Origin of the sequence: Paraburkholderia unamae (assembly GCF_003268775.1) — a bacterium.
GTDB classification, from domain to species: domain Bacteria; phylum Pseudomonadota; class Gammaproteobacteria; order Burkholderiales; family Burkholderiaceae; genus Paraburkholderia; species Paraburkholderia unamae.
The window spans coordinates 1-16,111 of the sequence record NZ_QLSU01000012.1 but is presented as its reverse complement, the minus strand read 5'-3'; the positions used below and the strand labels follow the sequence as shown (position 1 = coordinate 16,111).

General features: G+C 63.7%; 16 protein-coding genes. 11 read left to right on the top strand and 5 right to left on the bottom strand.

Annotated features, from left to right (window positions below; genetic code table 11):
* Nucleotides 1-46 precede the first annotated feature (46 nt).
* The 7 genes from C7401_RS20380 to C7401_RS20350 all read left to right on the top strand — a co-directional run bounded on the left by C7401_RS20380 (nt 47) and on the right by C7401_RS20350 (nt 6,198).
* Entirely contained in the window at nt 47-502 is a 456-nt protein-coding gene (locus C7401_RS20380; RefSeq protein WP_112173213.1) for an FKBP-type peptidyl-prolyl cis-trans isomerase, read from the top strand.
* Nucleotides 503-507: 5 nt separating this feature from the next.
* Nucleotides 508-1,479: a 4-hydroxy-3-methylbut-2-enyl diphosphate reductase gene (ispH, locus tag C7401_RS20375; protein WP_112173212.1), complete on the top strand. Its 972-nt coding sequence runs from the start codon at nt 508-510 to the stop codon at nt 1,477-1,479.
* Nucleotides 1,480-2,124: 645 nt separating this feature from the next.
* Nucleotides 2,125-2,340 (top strand): hypothetical protein, encoded by a 216-nt coding sequence (locus C7401_RS20370; protein WP_146757960.1) that lies wholly within the window; start codon nt 2,125-2,127, stop codon nt 2,338-2,340.
* A gap of 213 nt (nt 2,341-2,553) precedes the next feature.
* Complete coding sequence (locus tag C7401_RS20365; RefSeq protein WP_112173210.1) at nt 2,554-3,504, top strand: branched-chain amino acid ABC transporter permease; 951 nt, start codon at nt 2,554-2,556, stop codon at nt 3,502-3,504.
* A 16-nt stretch (nt 3,505-3,520) separates the two neighbouring features.
* Nucleotides 3,521-4,690: an ABC transporter permease subunit gene (locus tag C7401_RS20360; RefSeq protein ID WP_112173209.1), complete on the top strand. Its 1,170-nt coding sequence runs from the start codon at nt 3,521-3,523 to the stop codon at nt 4,688-4,690.
* A 15-nt stretch (nt 4,691-4,705) separates the two neighbouring features.
* The gene (locus C7401_RS20355; protein ID WP_112173208.1) at nt 4,706-5,482 is read left to right on the top strand and encodes an ABC transporter ATP-binding protein; all 777 of its coding nucleotides are present in this window, start codon (nt 4,706-4,708) and stop codon (nt 5,480-5,482) included.
* The gene (locus C7401_RS20350) at nt 5,482-6,198 is read left to right on the top strand and encodes an ABC transporter ATP-binding protein (RefSeq protein WP_112173207.1); all 717 of its coding nucleotides are present in this window, start codon (nt 5,482-5,484) and stop codon (nt 6,196-6,198) included. Before C7401_RS20355 ends, C7401_RS20350 begins: the two co-directional genes overlap by 1 nt.
* A 94-nt stretch (nt 6,199-6,292) precedes the next feature.
* On the opposite strand, the gene C7401_RS20345 is transcribed toward C7401_RS20350, so the two are convergent.
* From C7401_RS20345 to C7401_RS20335, 3 genes are all read right to left on the bottom strand, one after another.
* On the bottom strand, nt 6,293-6,763 hold the full coding sequence (locus C7401_RS20345; RefSeq protein WP_112173206.1) for a GNAT family acetyltransferase: 471 nt from the start codon (nt 6,761-6,763) through the stop codon (nt 6,293-6,295).
* A gap of 18 nt (nt 6,764-6,781) precedes the next feature.
* Nucleotides 6,782-7,966 (bottom strand): acetylornithine transaminase, encoded by a 1,185-nt coding sequence (locus C7401_RS20340; RefSeq protein ID WP_112173205.1) that lies wholly within the window; start codon nt 7,964-7,966, stop codon nt 6,782-6,784.
* A 355-nt stretch (nt 7,967-8,321) separates the two neighbouring features.
* On the bottom strand, nt 8,322-9,353 hold the full coding sequence (locus C7401_RS20335; protein WP_112173204.1) for a CDP-6-deoxy-delta-3,4-glucoseen reductase: 1,032 nt from the start codon (nt 9,351-9,353) through the stop codon (nt 8,322-8,324).
* Nucleotides 9,354-9,463: 110 nt separating this feature from the next.
* On the opposite strand from C7401_RS20335, the gene C7401_RS20330 reads away from it, so the two are divergent.
* The gene (locus C7401_RS20330) at nt 9,464-10,513 is read left to right on the top strand and encodes an NAD-dependent epimerase/dehydratase family protein (protein WP_112173203.1); all 1,050 of its coding nucleotides are present in this window, start codon (nt 9,464-9,466) and stop codon (nt 10,511-10,513) included.
* 33 nt (nt 10,514-10,546) lie between these two features.
* Here C7401_RS20330 and C7401_RS20325 read toward each other — a convergent pair whose 3' ends face one another.
* Both C7401_RS20325 and C7401_RS20320 read right to left on the bottom strand, forming a co-directional pair.
* Nucleotides 10,547-10,735, bottom strand: coding sequence for a hypothetical protein (locus C7401_RS20325; RefSeq protein WP_112173202.1), 189 nt, complete (start codon nt 10,733-10,735; stop codon nt 10,547-10,549).
* A 154-nt stretch (nt 10,736-10,889) separates the two neighbouring features.
* On the bottom strand, nt 10,890-11,597 hold the full coding sequence (locus tag C7401_RS20320; RefSeq protein ID WP_112173201.1) for a pseudouridine synthase: 708 nt from the start codon (nt 11,595-11,597) through the stop codon (nt 10,890-10,892).
* Nucleotides 11,598-11,884: 287 nt separating this feature from the next.
* On the opposite strand from C7401_RS20320, the gene poxB reads away from it, so the two are divergent.
* From poxB to C7401_RS20305, 3 genes are all read left to right on the top strand, one after another.
* Nucleotides 11,885-13,603 (top strand): ubiquinone-dependent pyruvate dehydrogenase, encoded by a 1,719-nt coding sequence (poxB, locus tag C7401_RS20315; RefSeq protein ID WP_112173409.1) that lies wholly within the window; start codon nt 11,885-11,887, stop codon nt 13,601-13,603.
* Nucleotides 13,604-14,033: 430 nt separating this feature from the next.
* On the top strand, nt 14,034-15,020 hold the full coding sequence (locus tag C7401_RS45620; protein WP_258397170.1) for a hypothetical protein: 987 nt from the start codon (nt 14,034-14,036) through the stop codon (nt 15,018-15,020).
* A 12-nt stretch (nt 15,021-15,032) separates the two neighbouring features.
* Nucleotides 15,033-15,452: a DUF4279 domain-containing protein gene (locus C7401_RS20305; RefSeq protein WP_112173200.1), complete on the top strand. Its 420-nt coding sequence runs from the start codon at nt 15,033-15,035 to the stop codon at nt 15,450-15,452.
* Nucleotides 15,453-16,111: the final 659 nt, after the last annotated feature.

The following is a 16,111-nucleotide window of genomic DNA, read 5'->3' as shown; positions in this document are numbered from 1 at the left end:
GCGGCGCGCACGCGCGAAGCGCGCGTCCCGACGAAAAGAGTTACGCATGAGCATCATCGACATCTCCGAAGTGAAACCCGGTTCCCACGTGACGCTGCACTACCGGCTTTCGCTTGCCGATGGCACCGAAATCGTCAATACCTTTGTCGACCGTCCCGCCACCCTCCTGATGGGCGCCGGCCAGCTTGCGCCGCCGCTGGAAGACATTTTGCAGGGCCTGAAGGTGGGCCACCACTCGACCTTTCAGCTAGAACCGGGCGTGGCCTTCGGCCAGCGCAACCCCGACCTGATCCAGCGCGTCTCGCTCAAGACCCTGCGTGACAACGGCATGATCGGCGAGGAGTTCAACCCGGGTGACCTGATCGAGTTCAATGCGCCCGACGGCGGCCGCTACGCCGGCGTGCTCAAGGAAGTCAACGAGACTTCCGCGCTGTTCGATTTCAACCATCCGCTCGCCGGCCAGGCGGTTGCGTTCGAAGTGCAAATCATCGGAATCCTCTAAAGCCCATGACCATCACGGACACGTCCCCCATTGCCGACCTGGCCGAAGCGGAAATCCTGCTCGCCCAGCCGCGCGGTTTCTGCGCCGGCGTCGATCGGGCCATCGAGATCGTCGAGCGCGCCATCCAGCTTCACGGCGCACCGATCTACGTGCGGCACGAGATCGTCCACAATGCTTATGTCGTCGAAGATCTGCGCAAGAAAGGGGCGATCTTCATCGAGCAGCTCGATGAAGTGCCGTCCGGCAACACGGTGATCTTCAGCGCGCACGGCGTCTCCAAGTCGGTGCGCGCCGACGCCGAGTCGCGCGGCCTGCGCGTGTATGACGCGACCTGTCCGCTTGTGACCAAGGTGCACGTGGAAGTCGCGAAGATGCGCGATGAAGGGCTCGATATCGTCATGATCGGGCACAAGGGCCATCCGGAAGTGGAAGGCACGATGGGGCAGGCGGCCGAGGGCATGTACCTCGTCGAAGACATCGCCGACGTCGAGGCCCTCAAGCTGCGCGATCCGCAGCGCGTGGCGTTCGTCACGCAAACCACGCTGTCGGTGGATGACGCGGCCGAGATCATCACCGCGCTCAAGGCGCGCTTTCCCGGCATTCGCGAGCCGAAGAAGCAGGACATCTGCTACGCCACGCAGAATCGCCAGGACGCCGTGAAGTTCATGGCCCCGCAGTGCGACATCGTGATCGTGGTGGGCAGCCCGAACAGTTCCAACTCGAACCGGCTGCGCGAAGTGGCCGAGAAGCGCGGCATTCCCGCCTATATGGTGGACGCGCCCGAGCAGATCGACCCGCGCTGGCTCGAGGGCAAGCGCCGCATCGGCCTCACGGCCGGGGCGTCGGCGCCCGAAGCGCTCGCGCAGGAGATCATTCGCCGTCTGCACGAACTCGGTGCGCGCAACGTGCGCGCGCTCGAAGGCATCGAGGAGAACATTGCGTTCCCGCTGCCGCGAGGGCTGGGTCAGCCGGCCTGACATCCACGCCGGTCGCATGTCTGCGAAAAACGCGCCCAATGGGCGCGTTTTTTTATGCCTGTCGCGTATGCTGCGCGATTAAAATAAGGGCCACATTAAAGGAAAATGCGGGTTAACCGCCCGCCGACCCGGTGTTCTTATTAGTGTTTTCGCTAGAGTGCGACATCAAATCACGTGGTGTGACCCCAAATTTTTCATCTCGTTGAAGCGTTTCCAGCGACAGCGCACCACGTCAGGGCGTGATTTTTATGTCACCCCTTAAATATCCTCTTTTTGACCCGAAGCCCGCCCGACAAGGCATTGCGGTCACAGCCTGCAACACATGATGCGAACCGCGCCGATTTTTGGTGCAACTGATGCACGAAAATACGGCGCAACCTAAGGTGCAACCTCATTGCGGCCGATATCCTGAATTGTGGTTGCAATGCAGGAAAACCCTGCCGGTTCAACAATATTGCCCGTCGCATAATTGGCGTTACAATGCGCGCGTTCTGGGGGCTGAATCTCTCTGATAAGGCCGTCAGGCAAGCATTTCGGAAGGCGCAGGAGACCTGATTAATGCAACTCGAGTTTGCTTTTGCCGCGCCTTCGGCGGCTGCGGTTGCGCCGCGCGATGCGTGGCCCGACGGCGGTGTCGAGGCGGGTATGAGTGCAACATCGATCAATCCTGGCATGCAGATTGCTTTTGCATGCACCGGTGTTGTTGTGCCGGTTCGCCGCAGCGGCGTGACGGGTCTCGCCGGCGAGATCACGGAGCGCAAGAGCGGCTCAGGAGAGGGAGTCATGACGTTTGACGCATTCACGATTGTCGGCCGCGAGGTCTGCCGCGAATCCGTCACTGCGAACGTGACGCGTAGTTGATTGAACCCGACGGCACCGAACCATCCGACGGTGCCGTTTTTGCATCCGCTTCTGGCGAGCCTGCCGCTGCAACACAGCGGCAACGCGAACCGGGGTGGCCAACCGTTACCGGTTTTTACTTCAATACCCGAAAGTGTCGTTGCGGTTCCGTAAAACATCGCCCACCGGCCGATGACGAGCGCGAATCCGGTTGCACGGGCTAAGGAGCGTTAAATGGATATTTTCATCCAGCAGATCCTGAATGGGCTGGTGCTTGGCAGCATCTACGCCATCATTGCACTGGGCTACACCATGGTGTACGGGATTCTGGGCATCATCAACTTCGCGCACGGCGACGTGCTCATGGTGGGCGCCATGGTCGCGCTCTCCGCGATCAACGTGATCCAGAATCATTTCCCTGGTCTCGGGAACATCCCCACGCTGTGCATTGCGCTTGTGGTGGCGGCGGTTGTTTGCGCGTTCGTCGGGTACACTATCGAACGAGTCGCGTACCGGCCGCTGCGCCGCGCGCCGCGTCTCGCGCCGCTGATCACCGCGATCGGCGTGTCGATCCTGCTTCAGACGCTCGCGATGATCATCTGGGGCCGCAATCCGCTCGCGTTCCCGCAGCTCATCTCGACCGATCCGATCAACGTCATCAAGCCGAGTGATACCGGCGTGGGCGCCGTGATCTCGCCGACGGAAATCGTCATCATCGTCGTCGCGTTCCTCGTGATGGCGGGCCTCCTGCTCCTCGTGCACCGCACGAAGCTCGGCCGCGCGATGCGCGCCATCGCCGAAAACCCGGCCAACGCGAGCCTGATGGGCGTGAACCCGAACTTCGTGATCTCGGCCACCTTCATGATCGGCTCCGCGCTCGCCGCGCTCGCCGGCGTGATGATCGCCTCGGAATACGGCAACGCGCACTTCTACATGGGTTTCATCCCCGGCATGAAGGCGTTCACCGCGGCGGTGCTAGGCGGTATCGGCAACCTCGGCGGCGCGATGGTCGGCGGCGTGGTGCTAGGTCTGATCGAGCAGCTCGGCGCGGGCTATATCGGCAACCTCACCGGCGGGGTGTTCGGCAGTAACTATCAGGACGTCTTCGCATTCATCGTGCTGATCGTCGTGCTCGTGTTCCGTCCGTCGGGGCTGCTGGGCGAACGTGTCGCGGACCGCGCATAAGAGGGAGTAGCACAACATGACTTCAATTCAACCGATCGAGCCGTCGACGACGCTCATCCCCGAAAAGAACACGACGAAGACCCTCGCGGTTGGCGTCGTGACCGCGATCGTCGTGGCCGCGCTGCCTTTCGTGGTCGGCGCCGCGGGCGGCAACTACTGGGTGCGCGTGCTCGACTTCGCGATGCTGTACGTGATGCTCGCGCTGGGCCTGAACGTGGTGGTGGGCTTCGCCGGCCTGCTGGACCTGGGCTATATCGCGTTCTACGCGGTGGGCGCCTACACGGCCGCGCTGCTGACTTCGCCGCACCTCACCACGCAGTTCGCGTGGATCGCCAGCATGTTCCCGGGCGGCCTGCATACGCCGTACTGGATCGTGGTGCCGTGCGCGATGGCGCTCGCGGCGCTCGCCGGTATCCTGCTCGGCGCGCCGACACTGCGTCTGCGCGGCGACTACCTCGCGATCGTGACGCTGGGCTTCGGGGAAATCGTTCGTATCTTCATGAACAACCTCGACCGTCCGGTGAACATCACCAACGGGCCGCAGGGCATCACCGGCGTCGCGCCGCTGCACGTCGCGGGCTTCAATCTCGCGCAGCCGCACGAGGTGTTCGGCTTCACGTTCACGTCGGTCTACATGTATTACTACGTGTTCGTGATCTGCGCGCTGCTCGTGATCTGGGTCTGTACGCGCTTGCAGCACTCGCGTATCGGCCGTGCATGGGCCGCGATCCGCGAAGACGAAATCGCCGCCAAGGCGATGGGCATCAACACCCGTAACGTCAAGCTGCTCGCATTTGCGATGGGCGCGTCGTTCGGCGGTCTTTCGGGTGCGATGTTCGGTGCGTTCCAGGGCTTCGTGTCGCCGGAGTCGTTCACGTTCTGGGAATCGGTCGTCGTGCTCGCCTGCGTGGTGCTGGGCGGCATGGGCCACATTCCGGGCGTGATTCTCGGCGCCGTGCTGCTCGCCATTTTCCCCGAGTTCCTGCGCTCGACGATGGGCCCGCTCCAGCACGCGCTGTTCGGTCATGAAATCGTCGATACGGAAGTCATTCGCCAGTTGCTCTACGGCCTCGCCATGGTCGTGATCATGCTGTATCGCTCGGAAGGCCTGTGGCCCGCGGCGAAGCACGAAGACAAGATCGCGAAGATTGCCAAGCGCGCCAGCAAGAAGCCGATTCGCGCCTAAGGGGGAGAACAGAAGATGAGCAACAAACCTATCCGCCTGTCCGTGAAGGGCGTGAACAAACGCTTCGGCGGCCTTCAGGCGCTGTCCGATGTCGGCCTGCAAATCGAGGAAGGCACGATTTACGGCCTGATCGGCCCGAACGGCGCAGGCAAGACCACGTTCTTCAACGTGATCACCGGCCTCTACACGCCGGACTCCGGCGAATTCAAGCTCGACGGCGACGCGTATACGCCCACCGCCGTCTACCAGGTCGCGAAGGCGGGCATTGCCCGCACGTTCCAGAACATTCGCCTGTTCGGCGGCATGACCGCGCTCGAAAACGTGATGGTGGGCCGTCACGTGCGCACGAAGCACGGTCTGCTCGGCGCCGTGTTCCAGACGCCTTCGGAGCGTCAGGAAGAGCGCGAGATCAAGGAGCGCGCGCTCGAACTGCTCGAATACGTGGGCATCGCGCAGTACGCGGACTACACGTCGCGCAATCTTTCATACGGCCACCAGCGCCGTCTGGAAATTGCGCGCGCGCTCGCGACCGACCCGAAGCTGCTCGCGCTCGACGAGCCGGCGGCGGGCATGAACGCGACCGAGAAGGTCGAACTCACGCGCCTGCTCGACAAGATCCGCGCCGATGGCAAGACCATCCTGCTGATCGAGCACGACGTGAAACTGGTGATGGGCCTGTGCAACCGGATGACAGTGCTCGACTATGGCAAGGTGATCGCAGAGGGTCTGCCGCATGACGTGCAGAAGGACCCGAAGGTGATCGAGGCGTATCTGGGTGCGGGGGTTCACTGATGTCGACATCGGTTCTGAAAATCAAGGGTCTTCAGGTCAACTACGGCGGGATCCAGGCGGTCAAGGGCGTGGACATGGAAGTCCGCCAGGGCGAACTGGTCACGCTGATCGGCGCGAACGGCGCGGGCAAGACCACGACGATGAAGGCCATCACGGGGCTGAAGCCTTACTCGGCGGGCGACATCGAGTACATGGGCCAGTCGATCAAGGGCGTGCCGGCGTACGAGCTGCTCAAGCGCGGCCTCGCGATGGTGCCGGAAGGCCGCGGCATCTTCGCGCGCATGTCGATTCTCGAAAACATGCAGATGGGCGCGTACCTGCGCAGCGACAACGACGGCATCCAGAAGGATGTCGAGCGCATGTTCGGCTTCTTCCCGCGCCTGAAGGAGCGCGCCACACAGCTCGCGGGCACGCTCTCGGGCGGCGAGCAGCAGATGCTGGCCATGGCGCGCGCGATCATCAGCAAGCCGAAGCTTTTGCTGCTCGATGAGCCATCGATGGGTCTTTCGCCGATCATGGTCGAGAAGATCTTCGAAGTGGTGCGCACAATCTCGTCGGAAGGCATCACGGTGCTGCTGGTGGAGCAGAACGCGCGTCTCGCGTTGCAGGCGGCGAATCGCGGCTACGTGATGGACTCGGGTCTCGTGACGATGGAAGGCGAAGCCAAGCAGATGCTCGACGATCCGAAGGTGCGCGCAGCGTATCTGGGCGAGTAAGGCATGACATGGCGGTCCTCGCGACCGCCTGAAAACAAAAGCCGCATGGGTGCGAAACCCATGCGGCTTTTTTTATGGCATCGACCAATCGGGCTCAGACAACCGCTTCGGACTCCTGCACGGCAAGACGCTTGCCGAGACTCACGACGGCATCGGCGCGATAGCCGAGCCGCTCGTAGAACGCGAGCACCTCGGCCTTGTCGGTGAGCACCTGGAGGTTGAGCTTCAGGCAGCCCATCGCGGCGAGTGCGCTTTCCGCATGGCGCACGAGCCGCGTGCCGAGACCGAGGCGCCGCGCCTGCGGCGCCACGGCGACCGAATAGAGCCAGCCGCGATGCCCGTCGTAACCCGCCATCGCCGTGCCGACGATCGCGCCCTCAACGTCGCCGTCGTTGCGAATCGCGACGAAGAACAGCTCCGGCTGCGTGCCGAGCTTGTTCGCGATCGACAGCCGTGGATTGCGGTGCGGCCGGCTCGCGTCGTTGTACTCGGGAAACGCCTCGCGCCAGAGCGCGAGCACCGCTTCGGTATCGGTTTCGGCAAACACGCGGATCGTGACGGACATCGCTCGTGCTCCGCTCGATTACAGCGAGTCGAGGATCGTGCGCAGCATCGCCATCATCTGGTCGATTTCTTCCGTCGTCACGTTCAGCGCAGGCATGAAGCGCAGCAGGTTCGGACGCGCGGCGTTGAGCAGCAGGCCGTCGGGCTGCATGAGGCGCGCCTTTTCGACGATCTCCGGACCGATGTCCTTGCCGAGCAGCAGCGCGCGCAGCAGACCTTCACCGCGTTCGCCCTGGAAGCCGCGCTCTGCCGAAAGCTCGAGCAGCTTGTCGCGCAGATACTCGCCGCGCGCACGCACGCCTTCGAGGAAGCCCGGCGCCACCAGTTGCGAGATCACCGAGTAGCCCGCGGCCGTCATCAGCGGATTGCCGTTGTACGTGCCACCCTGGTCGCCCGCTTCGAACACGGCGATTTCCTTCTTCGCGAGCAGCGCCGCGAGCGGCACACCGCCGCCGATGCCCTTGCCGAGCGTCATGATGTCCGGCTCGACGCCCGAGAGTTCGTAGGCGAAGAGGGTGCCCGCACGGCCGCAGCCGCTCTGCACTTCGTCGACGATCAGCAGGATGCCGTGCTTTTGCGTGAGCGCGCGCAGTTGCTGCATGAATTCACGCGTGGCGGGAATCACGCCGCCTTCGCCCTGGATCGGCTCGAGCATCACGGCGACGGTCTTCGCGCCGATGAGCTTCTCGACCGAGGCGATGTCGTTCAGGTCGGCCTTCGGGAAGCCCGGCACTTGCGGCGCGTAGATCGTGTCCCAGCCCGGCTTGCCGCTCGCGGACATCGTCGCGATCGTGCGGCCGTGGAAGCTGTGGTCGAACGTGATGATCTCGTAGGCGCCGTCGCGATGCTTCTTGCCCCACTTGCGCGCGAGCTTGATCGCGCCTTCGTTGGCTTCGGCGCCGCTGTTGGCGAAGAACACCTTGTCGAAGCAGCTATGCTCGGTGAGCAGGCCGGCGAGCTTGGCCATCGGCTCGTTGTAGAAGGCCGGCGACGGGTTGATGAGCAGGCGCGCCTGCTTTTCCATCGCTTCGATCATGCCTTCGTTGCAGTGCCCGAGGCTGTTGACGGCCCAGCCCTGGATGAAGTCCAGGTAGCGCTTGCCTTCGTTGTCGTAGAGCCACGACCCCTTGCCATGCGTGAAAACGATTTCGGGCCGGTTGGTGATGTACATCAGCGACTCGATCGGGTACTCGGAAAAATTCATGGCAACGGGCTCCGCGTTGGGGCTGCAAAAAGGTTGTAAAGAAAACGGCGGGATACGGCGGAAAAACAAAAAGCCACGGACTGGCCGTGGCTTTCGTGATTCGAACTTGCTGTGCGTTGAAGAGGTGCAACGCGCGTCCGCGACTAGCCAGGCCCTAAAGATGGGGCGAGCGGCGACGTCGGAGAGCGGACAGGATGCAGTTCATGGGCGCAAGAATACGACAAGCCGAACGGCGATGTAAACCGTCAATGTGCCGAATTTTTCCATTCGACCGAAGAATTTTTCGTGACGGCGGCTTTTTGCGGGTCAGCGCGGGTCGTTGCATTGCGTACGCAACGACCCGCGCACACCGGCTTCAGACGGCGTTCGCGAGGTCCGCGGCGCTCGTGAACGAGTCCGCGTAGAACTCGTCTTCGGGCAGGCCGTGGTGTTGCGTGAAGTCGCGCTGGGCCGACTCCACCATCACCGGCGCGCCGCACGCGTAGACCTGGTGGCCGGAAAGGTCGGGCAGATCCTCGATCACGGCGCGGTGTACGAAGCCCGTGCGGCCGGTCCAGTTGTCCCCGGCGGCGGGCTCGGAGAGCACCGGCACGAAGCGGAAGTTCGGGATGTCCTTCGCCCATTGCTCGGCGAGATCCATCAGGTACAGGTCCTTCTTCTGGCGCGCGCCCCAGTAGAGCGTCATCGGGCGGTTCAGGTTCTTGTGGACCGCGTGTTCGACAATCGCCTTGAGCGGCGCGAAGCCGGTGCCCGAGGCGAGCAGCACGATGGGCTTGTCCGATTCCTCGCGCAGGAAGAAGGTGCCGAGCGGCGCCTCGAAGCGCAGGATGTCGCGCTCTTTCATCTGCGAGAAGACGTGGTCGGTGAACTTGCCGCCCGGCATATGGCGGATGTGCAGCTCGATCGGGCCTTCCTCGTGGGGCGCGCTCGCCATGGAGTAGCAGCGGCGCGTGCCGTCCTTGAGGATGAATTCGAGGTACTGGCCGGCCAGATATTGCAGGCGCTCGTTGGCGGGCAGTTGCAGTTTGAGGACGACGACGTCGTCGGCTTTGCGCTCGATGGCGGCAATGCGGGTAGGCAGCTTGCGCACCTGCATGTCGCCCACGCCTGCGACTTCGCGGATGTCGATTTCGAGGTCCGTCTGCGCCGTCGCGCAGCAGAAGAGGGCCATGCCGCGGGTTCTTTCGTCATTGGAGAGCGCCGAAGCCGCGTGCGCGCGCTGTTCGACTTCGCCGTGGCAGACCGTGCCCTTGCACGAGCCGCACGCGCCGTTCTTGCAGCCATACGGCAGGCCGATGCCCTGACGCAGGGCCGCGTTGAGAATGGGTTCGTCGGGCTCGACCTGGAATTGCCGGCCGCTTTGCTTGAGCGTTACGTTGAAAGCCATATTCAGGGAAGCGTAAGTCTGTAATCCGAGGGTTGAATCCGGTCGCGGGCTTGCCCGCATTTCCTGGCCGGGCTTCGCCGCGAGGCCCAGGCCGCTAAAATGGTTCCACCATGATTGCCACACGAAACTTGCGCCGCGCGCGCATCCTGATTGTCGGTTGCGGCGACGTCGGCCTGCGCTGTCTCGCCCGCCTGGGCGCTCGCCCGGACCATGTGCGCGTGTTCGCGCTCGCGCGCCGCCCGGAGCGCGACGCCGTGCTGCGCGCCGCAGGCGCGGTGCCGGTGCGCGGCGACCTCGACGCCCGTGCGAGCCTCAGGCGGCTCGCCGGCCTCGCGCACACCGTCCTGCACCTCGCTCCGCCACAAAAATCCGGCGACGACGACCTGCGCACACGCGGCCTGATCGCGGCGCTTGCCGCGCGCAGGCGCGCCGCGGCGCGACCCGCGCTGGCGGGCATGGCGGTTCCCGCCCGGCGCCCGGCTCGTCACGGCATGTTCGGCCACGCCGCAAGCCCTGGACGATCCGCTATTGTACCCGAGCGCACCTGGCGCTCCCCCGGCGCCCGGCACACGCGTCTGACGCTCGTCTACGCCAGCACGACGGGCGTCTACGGCGATTGCGCCGGCGCGCGCATCGACGAAACCCGCACCCCGCAGCCTGCCAACGCCCGTGCAATACGCCGGGTTTCCGCCGAGCGCCAACTGCGGCGCGCGACGGCGCGCGGCGCGCTGCGCGCCACGGTTGCGCGCATTCCCGGCATCTACGCGGCGAACCGCTTGCCGCTCGCGCGGCTGGAAAAGCGCACGCCGGCGCTCGTCGAGCGCGACGACGTGTACACGAGCCACATCCACGCAGACGACCTCGCGGCGATCCTCCTGCGCATGGCCACTCACGGCCGCCCGGCGCGCACGATCCACGCCTCGGACGACAGCGAACTGAAGATGGGCGAGTACTTCGACCGCGTCGCCGACGCCTTCGGCCTCGCGCGCGCGCCGCGCGTGAGCCGCGAAGCGGCCGAGCGGGAACTCGATCCGGTCTTGCTCTCGTTCATGCGGGAGTCGCGCCGTCTTTCGAATGCGCGGCTCAAGCGCGAACTGCGTGTGCGTTTGCGCTATGCGGATGTGGATGCGTTCTTGCGCACGCTGCCGCCGCACCCATGAGCCGGGTGGGCGGCGCGGCGCAAAGCGTGCCGTTCACGTGATGGCCGGCAGCGCTTCGAGCAGGAGGAAGCAGAGTAGCGCTCCGACGAGCGCCCCGATCAGGTTTGGATGGTACTGATGCCGCATATGCATCGACGCGAGCAGGCCACCAATCAGAATCGCCCCTAGCGCCACGAATGCCATCAACACGAATGAGATTTCGAATGTCCCGTTGATGATCATGATGCCCCTCCTTGCAGCTTGTAATCGTTGTTTAAACGAGTATAGGGCGGAACGTCAGCAAGGGCATGCTGCGGTGCGGCGCAAACGGCGGGCGCTTGTGCCCCATGGTGCGACAACGCACGCAGCCGCAGGCGTGCGCGGCCAGCGTGGTGGTTTACCCCTTGTTGCGCAGCGCGTCGAGCGCCGCGTCGTCGAGCCATAGCCACGCGCCCGGCGCGAGTCCTGCGGGCAACGCGAAGCCACCGATGCGCTCGCGATGCAGCGCTTCGACGCGGTTACCGGCCGCGGCCACCATCCGTTTGACCTGGTGATACTTGCCTTCGAGCACGCTCAGTTCGAGCTCGCGCTCCCCGCGCGCGTTCGCCGCGACGGCGGTGCTCGGCTCGCGCTCGCCGTGCAGGAGAACGCCCTCGCGCAGGGCCTTCAATTGCGCGTCGTCGAGCGGATGGCGCGTCGTCGCCACATAGACCTTCGGCACCTTGCGCTTGGGCGACGTGAAGGCGTGCACGAACTGACCGTCGTCAGAGAGCAGCAGGAGGCCAGTTGTATCCTGGTCGAGGCGGCCCACACACTGCACGTTGCGCGCCGCGAACTGCGGCGGCAGCAGATGAAACACGCTCAAGTGATGCTGCGGATCGCGCGAACATTCATAGCCCGCGGGCTTGTTGAGCGCGACATACGCGCGCTCGTGAAACGGCCACGGCGTGCCGTCCACGCTGAACACGAGGCCTGCCGTGTCGAAGGTGGCGAGCGGATCGGTGCACGGCTCGTTTGCCACGGCGACGCGCGCGTCGGCGATGAGCGCGCGGCATTGGCGGCGCGAGCCGAAACCCTGTGAGAAGAGGATGCTTTCGAGATTCATGACAAACAGCAAACGGCGTGGAAAGAGCGTGAAAACAGCGTGAAAGCCGCGTAGAGCCGCCTATTTTAGCGGGGACGACGCATCCCGCGCCCGCACCGCTGCGCCGCGCACGGCTTGACTGCGTATTTCGGGAGGATGGCGTAACGTAGCGCGAGGCATCGGCAGGTCCGGCCGGCATCGCCGGACGTGCGCGGCGCGCGAGGCGTGCCATTGCCTGTCTCTTTTCTTTGGCGCAGCGCCCGCGTTCGGCGCGCGCGTTGCGCTTGACGGTTCATGTGGAGTCCATCATGGCGAAGACGATTGCGGATCATTTGGCGAAAACGCTCGAGGCGGTGGGGGTCGAGCGTATCTGGGGAGTGACCGGCGACAGCCTGAACGGTTTGTCGGCGAGCCTGCGCAAGCTCGGCACGATCCGCTGGATGCACACGCGGCACGAGGAAGTCGCCGCGTTTGCCGCGGGCGCGGAGGCCGCGGCGACCGGCCGGCTTGCTGTGTGCGCCGGCAGTTGCGGGCCCGGCAACCTGCACCTCATCAACGGTCTGTACGACTGTCATCGCAACCGCTCGCCGGTGCTGGCGATCGCGGCGCATATCCCGTCGACGGAAATCGGGCTTGGCTATTTCCAGGAAACGCATCCCACCGAAATCTTTCGCGAGTGCAGCCACTATGTCGAGCTGGTGACGAACGCCTCGCAGTTTCCGCGCGTGCTCGACAGGGCGCTGCGCACGGCGATCGACCAGAAGGGCGTTGCCGTGATCGTGCTGCCGGGCGACGTCGCGCTGCTCGAAGCGGCCGACGAGGACGTGACCTGGGCGCAGGCGGCGCGCCCGGCTACGCTGCCCTCTTCGGCGGACCTCGACCGGCTCGCGGATCTGCTCAATCGCTCGGAAGCGGTAACGCTATTGTGCGGAAGCGGCTGCAAGGGCGCGCACGACGAAGTGGTGGCATTCGCGGACGCGCTCGGCGCACCGACCGTGCACGCGCTGCGCGGCAAGCAGTATGTCGAATGGGATAACCCGTACGACGTGGGCATGACCGGGCTCATCGGTTTCAGCTCGGGCTATCACGCGATGATGTCGTGCGACACGCTCGTGATGCTCGGCACCGACTTCCCGTATCGCAACTTCTATCCGCAGCACGCGAATATCGTGCAGATCGACCGCGACGCGGCCGCGCTCGGCAAGCGCACGCCGCTCACGCTCGGGCTCATCGGCGACGTGCGTGAAACGCTGCGCGCGCTTGCGCCCAAGCTCACGCGCAAGACCGACCGGCGCTTCATCGAGCGTGCGCGCGAGCACTACGCGAACGCGCGCAAGGGACTCGACGAACTCGCGCGCCCCGCGGCGGCGGGCAAGCCGTTGCATCCGCAATATGTGGCGGCGCGCCTCGACGCGCTCGCCGAAGACGATGCGATCTTCGCGGTCGATGTCGGCACGCCCACGCTCTGGGCCGCGCGCTATCTCACGATGAACGGCCGGCGCCGGCTGCATGGCTCGTTTAACCACGGGTCCATGGCCAACGCGATGCCGCAGGCGCTCGGCGCGCAGGCGGCGCACGCGGGGCGCCAGGTGATCTCGCTCTCGGGCGACGGCGGTCTGTCGATGCTGCTTGGCGACATCCTCACCGCGCGCCAGCTCGACTTGCCGATTAAGATCGTTGTCCTTAACAACGGTTCGCTTGGCTTCGTGGCGATGGAGATGAAGGCAGGCGGCTATGTCGAAACCGGCACCGATCTCGCCGCGACCAACTTCGCGGATATCGCCAGGGGAGCGGGGCTTTTCAGCGTGCGCGTGGAGACTTCCGAGGCGCTTGACGATGCGCTGCGCGCGGCGTTCTCGCACCCCGGACCGGCGCTCGTGGACGTGGTGACGACCAGGCACGAACTGGCCATGCCGCCGAAACTGCAATGGGCGCAGGCGAAGGGTTTCAGCCTGTATATGCTGCGTGCGGTGTTGAGCGGGCGCGGGGACGAGGTGGTGGAACTGGCGCAGACGAATTTGCGCTGAATGTAGAAAACCCGCGAGGCTTTGTGGCTGTCGCGGGTTTTGCTGATCTCCGGAACTTGCCGGAGAAGAATTCTGGTGCCGGGCCGGAATGCAAAAATTCGCGCTATTCAATGCTGGCGGGCAATTGTTGTTTTCGCGCTGAATAGATAGCACCAAGAGAGGCGTGCTGGCCCGGTTGTCTGCTGCAAGGAAACCAAACGGGAGCCTGAACAATCCTGACCTTCGCCACCGGTCGGCGAGCCGGTGACGAAGGCGCATTTTCACTGTTAGAAGTGGTGCTACAGGGGGCTCAGATGCGTCCCGCATCAAACGCGACGTTGTCAACGTAGCGCAAGGTGTGCCGCTGGCTGGCGTGCTAGTTATACCCACCTCTGATCGATGCGGAGTGGGCGTATGGGAACTGCCGAGCAGCCATGGCGGGAGGCGTGCCATGTCGTATAACGGACTGACGGTCCCGCTCGATTGTGGTGCGTGGAATTGCGAGCTTGTACCGGCTGTGGAGTACCGTAGCCCGTCCGGTGTCCCGCTGCGTTTTATCTCGGGCGACGAACTCAAGGCGCTTGAAGATGCCAACCGCACCTTCGTGCGTCACTTCCGACCCGGATACGATTTCAGGCGAACCATTGCCGCGGATATAGACGCGCTTCGCTCATTCCTGCGAGACCATCTGAGCTTCGCGTACTGGAACCAGCCGACCGATAACCCGGGCATTGAGCGCATCCTGAAACAGGCTGTTGTAGACGGGCGGGTCGTGCCGGTCATCGATCGTGACAGGCTCATACCTGTAAGGACAGAGCGGGTTCCACACGCGCCGCAATGCTGGGGCGAAACGTATCGGACCGGCTGGGGCGGAATGGCTGCCAGTATGCGTCCCAAGACCTTTCACCAGTCGGTGATGGAATCGATGGGCCTGGATGCAGAGGGCGCTACGGCCTACATCGAAAAGTACAACGCAATGGTCCAGCGCATGGACGCAGTACAGACAGCGAACGCCGCGAGGCGCGCGGTGACCGCAGCGGCAAGTAACAGCAATGGCTTGCTTGGGCCTGTGGAACCGGCGGTCGGGGCGGTGTTTGGCGACAATGACTCAGATGGTGGCGACGACGCTGGCGGGGCCGGTGACAATTTGTTCAGCGACGTTGCTGGCGATACTTTGACGCCGCTTGGCGATGCCCAGCCGTTCGCGTATGAGCCGGACGCCATCAGTGGCGATGTTGAAGAACTGGCGAAGTCGACGATGAACGAGCGATACGCAGCCAGGATGCTCGGCTACGACATGGACACGTTCGGCGGGATGATTCACGCGCTCAAGGACCAATATAGCCTTCGAGGCGACGACAACATTACGTTCCATGACAGCGGCGACGTTTCTTTCAATGGCGAGTGGTTGGACAACATTCACGCCTACGCGCCCTGAGCGAGACATCAAATGACCTCAAAGCATCCACTTGCGCACGTCTCATTTTCGATCTATCAGAACGTCGAGCCTCCCGAATTCTGGACGAACTATTTCAACGTTCAACCCGATACTGCCATCGTGAAAGGCGAACTGTTTGTTACGCCATCTGGGCGGCCCAGCAGTGGAGTCGGCCGCATTGGGGTCTGGGGTATCAGGAGCGAACAGCACGTCCAGAGCGACCTTCTGGCGCCTCATCTTCATTATCTGGTCGACCGTTTGGGCCTGCCTCGGTCGGACCTGCCAGAATTGCTCAAACGCACCGGCGCAAGTATGCGTTTCTTTTGTTACTGGCTCAACGAGAGCGGCGACCGCGTGCCCGATGTACCCGACGATATCCGCGCCATGATGGAAGCGATGGGCGGCACGGTCGAGGTAGACGAGTACCGATAGAGCTTCGCTCAAACGCCAAAGCCTAGCCTCGCTAGTGGGTTTTCTTCTGACCGTAGTTCGTCCGCCAGTAGCCCCACCCGATACCACCGGCTGTCCACGGATCAACCCGGAACACGCAGGAAACAAAAAACCCGCGAAGCCTTGTGCTGTCGCGGGTTTCTGTACTTCGCCGGAACTTGCCGGAATATTCTTTGGTGCTCGGGCCGGAATGAAAAAATTCCCGCTATTTCAATGCTGGCGGGCATCTGTTGTTTTTGCGCTGAATAGATACCACCAAAAATACCACCAGACAGGGGCGGCTACCCTTTCTGGGTTTTCGGATTCTGCCGTTGGTTTTTGCTTGTGCGGCGCAGCAGTCGCCGCGCGGAGCGATCGTTGCTCCCCAAGGCAAAAAAAACGGCCAAAAGGGTGTTTGCACGCACCATCACGCAGCCATTCAGGCGTCGGTTCCGCTCGGGAACCGGCCAGTTAATTCGCAATGTTGAAGGACTGCTTGCCGGGCCATGGCGGAAACTCGGGCGCACGCGTCTCAGAAGCGCAGACTTGGCTCGTCATTCTGCTATCTAGTCCGGCCTGAACAATTCGTTTTGTGCGGCGCTAGCCCTCATGCCTTGAAGACGACAGTGGGCGAGCGGTTGAGCAAAGCGAACAGAACACGG

Coding starts and splice junctions, on each gene's coding strand:
- C7401_RS20325 (WP_112173202.1), bottom strand. CDS start 10,735: ATGATCATCAACGGGACATTCGAAATCTCATTCGTGTTGATGGCATTC.
- C7401_RS20340 (WP_112173205.1), bottom strand. CDS start 7,966: ATGAATTTTTCCGAGTACCCGATCGAGTCGCTGATGTACATCACCAAC.
- C7401_RS20305 (WP_112173200.1), top strand. CDS start 15,033: ATGACCTCAAAGCATCCACTTGCGCACGTCTCATTTTCGATCTATCAG.
- C7401_RS20380 (WP_112173213.1), top strand. CDS start 47: ATGAGCATCATCGACATCTCCGAAGTGAAACCCGGTTCCCACGTGACG.
- C7401_RS20360 (WP_112173209.1), top strand. CDS start 3,521: ATGACTTCAATTCAACCGATCGAGCCGTCGACGACGCTCATCCCCGAA.
- C7401_RS45620 (WP_258397170.1), top strand. CDS start 14,034: ATGTCGTATAACGGACTGACGGTCCCGCTCGATTGTGGTGCGTGGAAT.
- poxB (WP_112173409.1), top strand. CDS start 11,885: ATGGCGAAGACGATTGCGGATCATTTGGCGAAAACGCTCGAGGCGGTG.
- C7401_RS20345 (WP_112173206.1), bottom strand. CDS start 6,763: ATGTCCGTCACGATCCGCGTGTTTGCCGAAACCGATACCGAAGCGGTG.
- C7401_RS20365 (WP_112173210.1), top strand. CDS start 2,554: ATGGATATTTTCATCCAGCAGATCCTGAATGGGCTGGTGCTTGGCAGC.
- C7401_RS20320 (WP_112173201.1), bottom strand. CDS start 11,597: ATGAATCTCGAAAGCATCCTCTTCTCACAGGGTTTCGGCTCGCGCCGC.
- C7401_RS20335 (WP_112173204.1), bottom strand. CDS start 9,353: ATGGCTTTCAACGTAACGCTCAAGCAAAGCGGCCGGCAATTCCAGGTC.
- C7401_RS20350 (WP_112173207.1), top strand. CDS start 5,482: ATGTCGACATCGGTTCTGAAAATCAAGGGTCTTCAGGTCAACTACGGC.
- C7401_RS20330 (WP_112173203.1), top strand. CDS start 9,464: ATGATTGCCACACGAAACTTGCGCCGCGCGCGCATCCTGATTGTCGGT.
- ispH (WP_112173212.1), top strand. CDS start 508: ATGACCATCACGGACACGTCCCCCATTGCCGACCTGGCCGAAGCGGAA.
- C7401_RS20370 (WP_146757960.1), top strand. CDS start 2,125: ATGAGTGCAACATCGATCAATCCTGGCATGCAGATTGCTTTTGCATGC.
- C7401_RS20355 (WP_112173208.1), top strand. CDS start 4,706: ATGAGCAACAAACCTATCCGCCTGTCCGTGAAGGGCGTGAACAAACGC.